This window comes from Labilibaculum antarcticum (assembly GCF_002356295.1).
GTDB lineage: Bacteria > Bacteroidota > Bacteroidia > Bacteroidales > Marinifilaceae > Labilibaculum > Labilibaculum antarcticum.
The window spans coordinates 3,851,163-3,864,335 of the sequence record NZ_AP018042.1 but is presented as its reverse complement, the minus strand read 5'-3'; the positions used below and the strand labels follow the sequence as shown (position 1 = coordinate 3,864,335).

The 13,173-nt window shown below is 37.4% G+C and carries 7 protein-coding genes; 1 reads left to right on the top strand and 6 read right to left on the bottom strand.

Features of this window, described 5'->3' with window-relative positions; genetic code table 11:
* Positions 1-9 precede the first annotated feature (9 nt).
* Both katG and ALGA_RS15205 read right to left on the bottom strand, forming a co-directional pair.
* Entirely contained in the window at positions 10-2,214 is a 2,205-nt protein-coding gene (gene katG / locus ALGA_RS15210; RefSeq protein WP_096430525.1) for a catalase/peroxidase HPI, read from the bottom strand.
* Positions 2,215-2,249: 35 nt separating this feature from the next.
* Positions 2,250-2,675, bottom strand: coding sequence for a Fur family transcriptional regulator (locus ALGA_RS15205; RefSeq protein WP_096430522.1), 426 nt, complete (start codon positions 2,673-2,675; stop codon positions 2,250-2,252).
* A 728-nt stretch (positions 2,676-3,403) separates the two neighbouring features.
* Between ALGA_RS15205 and ALGA_RS15200 the strand changes: the two genes are divergently transcribed.
* Entirely contained in the window at positions 3,404-4,468 is a 1,065-nt protein-coding gene (locus ALGA_RS15200; RefSeq protein ID WP_096430519.1) for a zinc metalloprotease, read from the top strand.
* A gap of 267 nt (positions 4,469-4,735) precedes the next feature.
* On the opposite strand, the gene ALGA_RS15195 is transcribed toward ALGA_RS15200, so the two are convergent.
* The 4 genes from ALGA_RS15195 to ALGA_RS15170 all read right to left on the bottom strand — a co-directional run bounded on the left by ALGA_RS15195 (position 4,736) and on the right by ALGA_RS15170 (position 12,975).
* The gene (locus ALGA_RS15195; RefSeq protein WP_145957647.1) at positions 4,736-5,470 is read right to left on the bottom strand and encodes a DUF6261 family protein; all 735 of its coding nucleotides are present in this window, start codon (positions 5,468-5,470) and stop codon (positions 4,736-4,738) included.
* A 2,175-nt stretch (positions 5,471-7,645) separates the two neighbouring features.
* The gene (gene cas13b / locus ALGA_RS15180) at positions 7,646-11,002 is read right to left on the bottom strand and encodes a type VI-B CRISPR-associated RNA-guided ribonuclease Cas13b (RefSeq protein ID WP_096430507.1); all 3,357 of its coding nucleotides are present in this window, start codon (positions 11,000-11,002) and stop codon (positions 7,646-7,648) included.
* 4 nt (positions 11,003-11,006) lie between these two features.
* Complete coding sequence (gene csx27 / locus ALGA_RS15175; protein ID WP_096430505.1) at positions 11,007-11,732, bottom strand: type VI-B CRISPR accessory protein Csx27; 726 nt, start codon at positions 11,730-11,732, stop codon at positions 11,007-11,009.
* Between the two features lie 535 nt (positions 11,733-12,267).
* Positions 12,268-12,975: a ZIP family metal transporter gene (locus ALGA_RS15170; protein WP_096430502.1), complete on the bottom strand. Its 708-nt coding sequence runs from the start codon at positions 12,973-12,975 to the stop codon at positions 12,268-12,270.
* Positions 12,976-13,173: the final 198 nt, after the last annotated feature.

Sequence of the window (13,173 nt, the reverse complement as noted above, 5' to 3'; positions counted from 1 at the left end):
CAGGAAAAGTTAAACCAAATCGAAACGATCCAGATTCATTACTTTGTTCCATGCCGCAACAAAGTCTTTAACAAACTTATCATTTGCATCAATACTACCATAAACCTCAGCTATCGCCCTAAGTTCAGAGTTTGAACCAAAGATAAGATCAGCGCGGGTTCCGGTCCATTTAACGGCACCCGTTTTGCGATCGCGTCCATCAAAAATCTCTTTATCCTCAGATGCCGGCATCCAGGCAGTACCCATATCAAGCAAGTTTATAAAGAAATCGTTGGAAAGAAGCCCAGGCCGTTTTGTGAAAACACCATGTTTTGAGTTGTCGAAATTTGCGTTTAACACACGCATTCCCCCAACAAGAACAGTCATTTCGGGAGCTGTCACTGTTAGCAGCTGAGCTTTATCAATCAACAATTCTTCTGTTGATATGGCATATTTTGTTTTAAGATAGTTGCGGAAACCATCGGCTGCCGGTTCCATCACTACAAACGATTCTACATCGGTTTGCTCTTGCGATGCATCCATACGACCAGGTGTGAAAGGTACAACAACATCATGTCCGGCATCTTTGGCCGCTTTTTCTACTGCTGCACAGCCTGCCAATACAATAAGATCGGCAAGTGATATTTTTTTGCCACCCACTTGAGAACCATTAAATTCATCCTGAATTTTCTCAAGCTTCTTTACTACTTTGGCAAGTTGAGTTGGATTATTTGCCGCCCAATCTTTTTGCGGAGCAAGACGGATGCGTGCGCCATTTGCACCTCCCCGTTTATCCGAACCACGAAAAGTAGAAGCAGAAGCCCATGCTGTTGATACCAATTGACTTACTGTTAATCCGGAATCCAACACCTTAGCTTTTAATTCAGCAACATCCTTATCATCAATTAATGCATGATTTACAGCAGGAACAGGATCTTGCCAAATAAGTTCTTCCGAAGGTACTTCAGAACCTAAATAACATGCTTTGGGTCCCATATCACGATGAGTTAATTTAAACCAGGCACGTGCAAAAACATCTGCAAATTCAAGAGGATGTTCGAAAAATCGTCTTGAAATTTTTTCATAAGCCGGATCGAAACGTAAAGCAAGATCGGTGGTTAACATGGTTGGCAAATGCTTTTTTGATGCATCATGCGCATCCGGCACAACTTTGCCCGCATTTTTTGCTGCCCATTGATGTGCTCCTGCCGGACTTTTAGTTAGTTCCCATTCATAATTAAACAAATTTTCGAAGAAGTAATAACTCCATTTGGCAGGAGTCTGTGTCCAGGTAACTTCCAAACCGCTACCAATTGTATCGCCTCCTTTTCCCGAGCCAAAGCTGTTTTTCCAGCCCAAGCCCTGCTCTTCGATACCGGCAGCTTCAGGTTCCGCCCCTACATGTGCGGCATCGCCCGCTCCATGGGTTTTCCCAAAGGTATGTCCGCCTGCAATAAGAGCAACCGTTTCTTCATCGTTCATGGCCATGCGGGCAAAAGTTTCACGAATATCTTTAGCCGCGGCAACAGGATCAGGATTCCCCTCAGGGCCTTCCGGATTCACATAAATAAGCCCCATTTGCACTGCTGCAAGTGGATTGTCAAGATCGCGTTCGCCTGTATAGCGTTCGGCACCTTCGAGCCACTTGGTTTCATTTCCCCAGAATACGTCCTCTTCCGGCTCCCAAACATCTGCACGTCCACCACCAAATCCGAAGGTTTTAAATCCCATTGATTCCAAGGCTGAATTTCCAGCAAGAATCATCAGATCGGCCCAGGAAATTTTCTTACCATATTTTTGTTTGATTGGCCAAAGTAGTCTTCGAGCCTTATCGAGATTCACATTATCGGGCCAACTGTTAAGGGGAGCAAAACGTTGCTGTCCGCCTCCTGCACCACCACGACCGTCGCCTGTGCGGTAGGTACCGGCACTGTGCCAAGCCATACGAATAAACAAGGGACCGTAATGACCAAAATCGGCAGGCCACCATTCTTGTGAATCTGTCATCAGCTTGTGAAGATCATTTTTAATTGCTTTTAAATCTAAACTTTTAAACTCTTCAGCGTAATTAAACTCTTCCCCCATTGGGTTCGATAAAGAAGAGTGTTGACGTAAAATATTCAAATTTAAGTGGTTTGGCCACCAATCCTTAATTTTTGTACCACCACCACTACTTGGTTTTCCCATAGCTCCGGTTACCGGACACTTACTAACATGATCTGATTTATTTTCCATTTTTAATACGTGTTATATATTAATGAACAATCAATTTACTGATCCCCTTTTGTGAACTTCCCAATAATTTGCAGCTTAATATCTTCAATCTTAAAATCGGGAATTTCCTTTTTCTTAAAATACATTTCAAGAATATTATTTAACTCCTCATCATTAAAATCCTCAATTCTATCCGATTCCGAACAATACAAATGATGATGTTTTTCTAAAATAGCATCGTATCTCATAACATCTTTTTCAGTCTTTACTTTTTTTATTAATTCGTTTGAGACCAAAGCATCAAGAACTTTATAAACAGTTGCTGTTGCAATATTGGGATGTTTATTTCTTATGTAGTCGATAACATTATCGGCAGTAGGATGATTGCTAAGCTTACTAATAGCTTCAAAAACAGCAATCCTTTGAGGAGTCACTTTTAGTCCTTTCTCATTTAATTTCGCACTTATTTCTCCAACTTTCATATGTAATTAATATCTAATGAGAACCATTCTCCTTTAAGAGTAATTAAATTAAGATATTCTGATGAAAAAGTCAAGATGTTGTAGAAACTATTTTAGAAGCGGGCTAGCGGCAATAAATCGGCTCTTATACAAGCCTTTGTGTTTTTAAATTGGAATAGTGCAGACTGCCGGAGATGCTGCAATTTGGTTTTATTTTGCAGGCAGAGAAAACGAGATTTTCCTCAAATTGCTACCCCAAAAGTTCATTGGATTGCAGGAGGTATGAATCGTCTTCTTCTTTTAGAACAGTGTGGATGCTTAAATTTATTGCTGAAACTCTTGTATCCAATCTAAAAATATTTTATCCTTTTACTTTTTGAAAGAAGCTTGAACGAAACCGAAAATCTGTAATTAGTACTCTAAATTCCATTTACCATACATTTTTGCATTGACTGAAAGTCTTTTCATCAGTTTGTAGAATTACTTGCTTGTCTACTAAAGACTAACACAAAAACAATAACTGAATGAATAATCACACACAAAAAACTCCCTTCATAATTTATTTTCACTCTTAAGGAATATTTAAAACACGCCATAAACAGTACTGTTGCCAAATATTCGTATTCAAAATACAAACATTCATCACTAAAACTGAGCCGTTTAATTTCTTTTTATGGATTCTTATCTTTAAATTCAATCGAATTTTAATATACCAAATCACATTATTAACTTAGAAAGTACATTTTATTATGAAAAAAATTATTTTTTCAATGGCATGCTTGGCTCTTATTTTGGGTTCTTGCCAAAAAAATGCAAACGACATTACTCCAGAGCAACAAGAAATCGCTGTCGATATGAGCGATTTTTACGTTTACACAAGTGATGACAACACTGTTAAATCAGGACATGTTCATGGTCCAAAGTGTGGAAGTATGACCGTTTTAAACCGACAGCTAAAGGAAAACCCAGGTTTAGAAAACCGCTTGTATGCAATCGAAAAACACACAAGACAATTAATTGCAGCCAAAAGTTCCAGCAGCACCAATAAAGGTAAACCAGTTAAACCAGGTGATACACCAGATCCAACACCATATCAGGGAAGCATCACAATACCTGTTATTATAAACATTCTGGAGGATGCAAATCATCCTGTTACGCAAGCAAATATCGATTCTCAGATTGATATTTTAAATGATGATTATAATGATCTTAATCCTGCAACAGGTGCTGTGCCAAGTGAATTTAACAATGCGATAGCCAATGTTGATATTACATTTGTATTGGCTGGTATAAACAGAAAAGTATCCACCAAAACATCATGGGGAACCAATGACGCAATGAAACTCTCAAGTCAGGGTGGAATTGATGCCACAGATCCTTCTTTCTATCTAAACTTTTGGATTTGTGAAATTGGTGGTGGTATTTTAGGATACGCTCAATTTCCTGGTGGAGCATTAGCAACCGACGGTGTTGTTATTGGAAGCGATTACTTTGGACGAAACACACTTGGGGGACAGTATGGTTACGGCAGAACTGCAACCCATGAAGTGGGTCACTGGTTAAATTTACGTCACATTTGGGGCGATGGCAACTGCAGACAAGATGATTTTGTAACTGACACACCTGGTTCTGATCAGGCAAACTACGGATGTCCTTCCTACCCAACTGTAAATTGCAGATCAAACGACATGACAATGAACTACATGGACTATGTAGACGATCAGTGCATGTATATGTTTACCAATGGACAGAATGATAGAATCAGAGCTATTTTCGCTGCAGGCGGAGAAAGAGAAAGCTTTGTAATTCAATAAGCAGTATTACAATATTAAAATTCATAAAAAGACGCCTTTACCAAGGCGTCTTTTCTTTTTTAAATGGAGCGTCATTCCTATTCCTGATAATCATCTGATGCCAGGAAGTTAGATTTTAAATTGAAGTTTATTGAACTGGATTCTTTATCCGTGAATTACAGATTCCCAACACGAAACCAATAGATAACAATGGCAAACACATAAAAAAACCCCTTCGAACAATTGCTCGAAGGGGTTTGCTTCAGTATGTAGTTACAATAATATTCTCTAATTCAATTCAGGATTTATCTTTTCCTTTTTACGCTTAAAAGCTGCCAAACGGTCGCGAACCTTGTTATTGCTGTCTTCAATCAATGTATTTACCACATCGGCATAAGGCTTGTATTTCGTTGGATTTGCCTTTGACATCGCTGCTAAATAAATCAACAACTCATTATTAATAATACCCTTCAGTTCCTGGCCAACGACCGATGCCGATTTGGCATTTTCCCGTTCGTTTTTGTCTTCGATCAGTTTCGATGCCGAAACATCAAATTCAGCCATCGATTGCTCTGCATTATCCAGTAAAATTTTAAAATCGGCATTAGAAGCAACACAGTCTTCCAGTTCAGGAGCATTTAAATCACTCAACATGGCCCGTACCCCGGCACTTTCTATGGTGTAAGAATCTTCGGTAATTTTCATCCCGTAGCGATCTAAAACTTCTTTTATCCGCAAAGCTTTTTCCTGATCGGCACTTGGGCGGCGCATGCATTTGGCCTTTACTTCATAAAAAATGGCGCGCACATCCAAATCACGGGCATCATCCTTTTCCTTTAGTTCACTATTCAGCCAGCCTGCATTAATCTTTCCGACTAATTCGACCGATTTTCCGGATAATTTTTGAAATATAAAGATGAAATAGTCATCAAGCTCAATTGGGTATCTTTTACTTAATTCTATTATTCCTTTGCAGATCTCTGCAATTTCATTGGTAATTGCATTTGCATGTACTTTTTTCATTACTATTTGGGTTTGGTTAAAAAAATAAAAATCTAAATTATCAATAATATTATTAAAAACAAACATTAGTACAAATATTATGAGCATACACAACAACACAATCGACTCTTGGTAAGAGACCAGAACAAAAACAAGCAACATCACCAATCAAAATAAACTAAATTTATCATGCTGTATTAAGCAGACTTCAGCTTTACAAATAATCAAGAATATTTTTTTTTAAAATAATTTTAAACTCCTCAAACAAGCTGCCCCGTATGCTATTTAACCAATATTTGCTTCACCCTAACTTAAGTTCATACAAAACATTTTTCCCGTTGAACGGGATATCTGAAACTCATGCGAGACTTTCTTTTGATTGGTGGGCTCATATGAAACTCATGCAAGACTTTCTTTTGCTTGGTGAGCTTATCTGAAACTCATGCGAGACTTTCTTTTACTTGGTGGGCTCATCTGAAACTCATGCGAGACTTTCTTTTACTTGGTGGGCTCATCTGAAACTCATGCGAGACTTTCTTTTGCTTGGTGAGCTTATCTGAAACTCATGCGAGACTTTCTTTTACTTGGTGGGCTCATCTGAAACTCATGCGAGACTTTCTTTTGCTTGGTGAGCTTATCTGAAACTCATGCAAGACTTTCTTTTGCTTGGTGGGCTCATATGAAACTCATGCGAGACTTTCTTATGCTTGGTGAACTCATCTGAAACTCATGCGAGACTTTCTTTTACTTGGTGGGCTCATCTGAAACTCATGCAAGACTTTCTTTTGCTTGGTGGGCTCATATGAAACTCATAGAAGTCATTTTTTTCATTGGACAAGAAAAAAAACCAGGCTGAGAGCCTGACCTTTTAGAAATATCTGCTGCAAAATTCCCTAACATGCCATATTTGTTGTGTGTACCCTTCGAAATGGAAATATTCACAAAACCCCGAGCTAAAGCACGGGGCAATGGATATTGTGTATACCCTTCAAAATAAAAACTCTCACAAAACCCCGAGCTAAAGCACGGGGCAATGGATGTTGTGTATACCCTTCAAAATAAAAGCAATTGCAACAATGTGAAATTTCAAATCATGGGAAAGAGTTGTGCATACCCTTTAAAATCAAAACCTTCACAAAACCCCGAGCTAAAGCACGGGGCAATGGATGTTGTGCATACTCTTCAAAATCAAAACTTTCACAAAACCCCGAGCTAAAGCACGGGGCAATGGATGTTGTGTATACCCTTCAAAATAAGAGCAGTTACAACAATAAAATCTCTTTGAACGCATCATTAACTGTTGTGTATACCCTTCTAAATAAGAGCAAGTACAACTCAAAATTAAAATTATGAGCATTGAAAATTGTTGTGTATCCCTTCAAAATCAAAACTTTCACAAAACCCCGAGCTAAAGCACGGGGCAATGAATGTTGTTTATACCCTTCAAAATAAGAGCAATTACAACCGATATGATTAGAGATTTAAAAAATTACAATGTGTATACCCTTCAAAATAAGAGCAACTACAACTTTCTTCATTGATGGAGTATTAACCTACAAGTTGTGTATACCCTTCTAAATAAAAGCAATTACAACATGTTTGTCACAAAACTCTTTGCTATACGTGTTGTGTATACCCTTCAAAATAAGAGCAGTTACACCAGATTTTATTTCTTTTATGCAAAAATCAAAGTTGTGTGTACCCTTCAAAATAAGAGCAAGTACAACAAAAGGTTTATCGGGCAAACCCGTTGATAAGTTGTGCATACTCTTCAAAATAAGAGCAATTACAACTGGAATTCAAGTGACAATAACTTATTTCATGTTGTGTATACCCTTCAAAATAAGAGCATTTACAACAGAACTTAAACAACACAATAACCCAACTTAGTTGTGTATACCCTTCAAAATAAAGACAATTACAACTAAAATACTTAGTCAGTATATGTATTCAACGTTGTGTATACCCTCCAAAATAAGAGCAATTACAACTTTCTAGCAATTATTTTGTGTGTAGTTAGTGTTGTGTATACCCTTCAAAATAAGAGCAATTACAACAACATGTTTTGCAACATACAGATATATAGCGTTGTGTATACCCTTCAAAATAAGAGCAATTACAACCTGCCTGTTATAAATGCCTTATTTTCAAAGGATAAACCGTTTTTCGCCCCGCAAAAAACGGAAGTATTTTCTACTATATGGCTAGTATGGCGTCAATTTTTTCATTGTAAAGTTCTGCTATTTGCAGGGCAAAATTACCATCAGCCCACTGGCTAACAAACAAACTCATTGTGTTTTTTGGGGGAAATTGGTTGTGCGAAAAACAGTTCCTTACCCTATTTAAAAACTGAAATTCGTTTTCGTTTATCATCCCCTCTTTTTTTAGCCATTGCAAATAGGCTTTGTGCGGAATGTGTCCGGTTTTACTGTCGGCATCCATAAAATCATCGGCATGATTATTTGCAACTAGTGCTTCTTCGAATTTAAATACCGTAGCAAGAACCATTTGTTTGGCATTATTATAGGCCTCCAATTCGTTTTTCAGATCCTGCAAAGGAATTTCGTTTTCGGCAAAATATTCGAACAACTCGGGCAATCGTCGGTCGAAAACATACTTATGCAGCATGCTGTGATCTTTTCGCTTGCGCTGATCGATAATTCTTCTTGTTATTTCGGCATTGTTATCGAAAAATAAGTTTCCGCGAACCGGTTCCTTAACGGTAATGGTCTCGTTTAAAAGAATATCGATTTGGTTCAGCTTCAGGTTCAAGTCCTGATCGGAACTTATCAGTTTTTCCAGCATGAGAAGCAATATTTGATCTTCTTCCTGCAACAGTCGAATTTGTTTTTCGGTATTCGAAATGCTTCGCTTAAACACTTTTTCGACCTGACTAAACTGAATATCCGGCAAACGACGGTTGGTTTTTTGTTCTATTCTTCTTGCATTTTGCTTTGCTCTAAAGGCCTTTTTTACACTAAGGGAATAAAAATCGGCAAACATTGCATTTTCCTGCAGCTTAAAATTCACTTTCTCATCAAAAATAAAATACTCCCTTTCGGCATGGTAAAAACTTTGCGTGCTGTCGCCACGATTTCGCCACCAAATTTTAAAAAGCTCGTTGTATTTGGCATCTGCCGAGTATTCCACCTGCTGCGCGTCCAAATCGTTTTGCAGCAAACGAATTAGGGGTTCATCGAACAGGTTGGTTGGTAAATTGATTGGCGTTTTACCATCATTTGCTTCATTTCCTTTTGTTAGGTTATGCAGCCATTCATCCAGATTAGAGCTTATTTTCTCTTTTAGCTGGCGAAGCGTAAAAGGAATGCTTGACAAATTATCGGGCAACTTCACTTCGGTAAGTTGTTTGCCGGCTTCCTGATTCCACTCTCTTTTATAAAAGGTGCACATCATCCACGATTTATCGATGGTACTTGTCTTTCCTGATCGAAAGTTTTTAACATCTATCATTTTATTTACCTTCTCCTGAAGATAAATCAAGTAAAGATCTTGCGTGTAACGTATTTTACTGAATTCAATATTTTTCAAAAATGGATGTCCGTCTGCCTCGTTAAGATGAAGCTCTTTACTGATAAGATCAACAAACAGAGATTTTTTTTCGGGATCAGCAAACAAAGCCAAACACTCCTGCATTTTATCGTAATAAAAAGAGGTGATTTTTTTCTTTTTATCAGTACTGATCACCATATCAACAATATCCTTTGCCAGGAAAGTAGCCATTTCGCCAATCTTAGGGATTTTCCCCTTTCCGGTTTTGGTAAATTTCTGATACGCTTTTAGCCGATCCATGCCCTCACGCTTCATTCGTTTAATTCTATCGGAAATGGCCCGATCGGCATTAATATCAACAATGCACAACCAGTAGTCTAAAATGCGTGTTGGTATTTGTTTGTGATTCAAATTGTATGGCGCCAACACCTCATCTACAATTTTTTTACGCATTCTTAAATAAGCCAATGCATTTGGTTTGTAGGCAGACTCTTTTTGCGAATCCGATCTTTTACTGAATTCATTCCAGTCGTTTGGCAACTTCCTCTTCACCTCATCAATAAACTGTTTATTGGTGATTTTACTGTTGCAGGCCAAAACAAAATCATTAATCAGTTCTTCCGATTTTCCTTTTTCCAGATGTTCCAATACAATAATTTTTGGCAACTCGTGTAAGCTAAGAAAGGCTTCGGGCAAGGCTTGCTTAAGGCTTTTCTTAACTTTCGATTGTGAATTTGGCTTGTGAATTACGATCGCTTTCGCATTGTTGGTGTGTAAACCAATTTTATTGTTTTTTGTATGATAAAAGGGTGCGTATTGCTCAAAGCCCAACGAATTTCCGTCTTTGTCGATCTGTTTTAAGACTTCGGCCCCATCTTCAAAATCACTTAATTTTCCAAATGCTTTTACATCTTGCACAATACTTCGCGGATACATTTCACGATTAATGGGCTTTTCATATTCGTCAATTAATAGTTTACCCAGATTAATCTGGAAACGTAATTTGCTAAAGATATCCGTTTCATCGATAAACTTTAATGCAAAATAAGAGAAGCGGTTGCTGTGTCTTATTTTTCGTGTAAGAGCCTCGATATACTTGTCGTAATCTTCAACATCAGCCTTGTCGTTGGTGCTGTTATCCAACAAGTTTTCAAGATTTAGCTTATCCAAACATGGTTTGAATGCTTTCCTTTCCTCATCGGTAATTACACCATATAATTCTTTGGGACATCGGTTCAGAGTATTGATGATATCCAATGTGAATGCCTGCTTTTTATCTTCGCTCACAAATCGATCGTGCGGTAGTTTGGCACAAAAGGCCATTAACACTTCTCGTGTGGCAATAAAACTATTGAACTGTGTTCCTTTTAAGCCTTTAATTTCCCCAATAAACTGAAAGGCATGTTCCCGCTCTAAAAACATCGAAATTAAAAAGACAAAACCATCAGTCGTAATTGTGTTATCCTGATTTACAAGTACACGTTCTTTTACAGGTTCAAAATCGTCATCGTTTAAAACACCATTGAACCTCTCCTTTGTATATTCAATAGCCCGTGCAAAATTAAGCCTAAGAAATTCAGCCAATTCTCCCGAGATTATCGTTTTCCTTTTAGTCCCATTTGCTATGGAATAATAATGAGAGTAATCGTTTCGGAACTCTTGAATTTCGCGAAACAAACATCGTAAAGAAGCTGCCATTGCGGCAAAGTCTTTTCCTGTATTCAGATTATTCAGGTCTCCGGTTCTTTCCGATTTTGGTAGGCTCTCAAAGTCAAAGACCTTTATAATTGGCAGAAACTTAACTGCAATAGAATGGGCCAGATTCCAGTTGAGATGCTTTCTATTGTTGTTGCATAAAAAACTATCCAATATTTTTTCTTCATCAGGAAGAGTTGATATTTTAATTTTATGGGCCACAGAATTGTTAATACTAAAGATATTTGACCGCGCCATATTCAGGTATCCACCAAAATACTGAGGATCACTCTTCAATGTTTTGTATACATTCAATCCCTTATGCTCTGCTTTTTCGATTGTTTCCATGGTACTAAATTTGTTTTAGGTGAGTAAAATAAGCCCAATACATTTTCATTACCATTCGTTTGCGATACCATTGGGCAAGTCGTGCCGAAACAAAAAGAATAGAGAACAATAATCCATCAAGCAAAAGGGTGGCGAATATATCAGATTTACGTGTATGCGGTTTGAAAATAAAATACAAGGCAAATAATACAATATTCAGTAAGAGAAGTATGATGCAGGCCAAGGCGGTTTGCCGAAAGAAAAAATGAAAGCTTTGGACCGTTTTTGCATGTTCTATTTTACCATGATACTCCAATTCGTAATACATACGGTCGTAAAACTCATCCTGCAAATCTTCCGTTTCTTTCTGTTTTTCTGCCGTAAGAATATCGAAATCAGCTTTATTAAAAAAGATATTCTTTCCGTACCATTCTTTTGATTTTATATTCAAAGTTTCATTCATCAATTGATGAAGAAATTTCATTTTTAAATAAAGAACAGTAACATGTTTGTACATTCCCAAAAGCCGGTTGTACCATGATTTTTTTACTAAATGGAAATTTGTCGCGTAAAGCGTAGCTCCAATAATAAGGGCAAAGCAGAGTGTAATGCCAATATTTACTTGCCAATTAAGTACTCCGAGAAATGCTGGTAGCAAGCCATAAATATGACTTATCACACCGCTAAAAAACAAAAAGAGAACTCCTGGCAGTAGCAGCCCTAATAAATCGTAAAGTGAAAACTTCCCCATCTTATTATTGTTTGATTAAACTCCGGTTTTCGCTGGAAGGTAAATTCTAGCACAAAGCCAATTGCAAACTCGAATCTACGAAACAATAATTGGTTAACAAAATATTTAATTGGTAATAAAACAAGAAATTATTGTTAAAACGCTGACAGGCCTTCCACGCCTTCTGGATTTAGCAATTTATTGCATGCACTGAGAGCCTCACCTAAAGTGAGACCCTCAGATTTTAAGTCGGAGACTTGTAATTAAACCAAATTCTTTCACTCTGAGAATTACAGATCCTAACCGAAATACCCTTAGATTACAAATATACAGAAGCGGCATACTTAGCAAGCAGTTGATGCAAACTTGGGAAAGCTAACTGCTCAGGGAGGATGAAAAGCGCCTTGAGGGTAAGCTTGTCAGCACTTGCAAAATCGGTAAGAGGTTTTAAATGGATAAGATAAAAAAGAAAAAGCTAGGACTTGGCCTATGGGGATTTAACGTTTTAGGGTATATCGTGCAGAATTACGAGGCGATTTTTGATCAGTAAGTAGTTTTATACTATTCCTGCAAGTATTATTCCTACTAAAAATCCAAGCGATGCTCCAAGTGAGGTTAAATAATTTTTCTTCAACTTACTATCAGGAATAATATCTTGAATTAATAAATACAAAATACCGCCACTCGCAAAAGTCATTAAATGAGCAGTCAAATCGGGATAACCGCTTAAAAAAAAGTGTCCTATTAAGGCTCCTATGATCCCAAAGAAACTTAAGAAAAAGAATATCACTAAGGTTTTTTTTACCGGGTAACCACTTTGTACTAAATCTCTGAATGCATTAAATGATTCGGGTAAATTTTGCAGACCAATGAATACTGCCAAAAGAGTAGCCATATCGGGCTCAATAGCGAATAAAGCACCAAGGGCGATAGCCTCTGGAATAAAATCCATCATCATTGCTAATAATGTAGCTGTTTTACCTCCTTTTTTAGCCAAATATCTATCGATAAACATGAAGATGATCGTTCCTGCTAAAAATGAAATGGCCAAAGGAAATAATTCCAATTCCTCCATTCCTTTCGGAATTAACACTAATGCTAATGCAGATAAAATAATACCGGCACCAAAAGACTTCAGAGTATGGATAATTTCATATTTAATAGGACTCTCTTTAATATGATGTTTAAAACAAATTGCCAAAAGTCCTCCTATAAAAACGGTAACTCCGGCAAATCCTGAAAACAAGATGATTTTCTGCAACATAATTCAATTTTAAATAGTTTGTTCCTTAAATTTACTAAGCAAGTTTGATGGTATAGTGTCGTGCGAAATTACAAGGCTATTTTCTTTTAGTTTACAGCAACTTTTTTCACGAGCCGCAAACTTCGCTAAGCTATGAAGCCCTCATGCACCAGAGCTTGTGTTAGCCCTTCGTTGTTTTCTTCAAACATTTACCTTTGT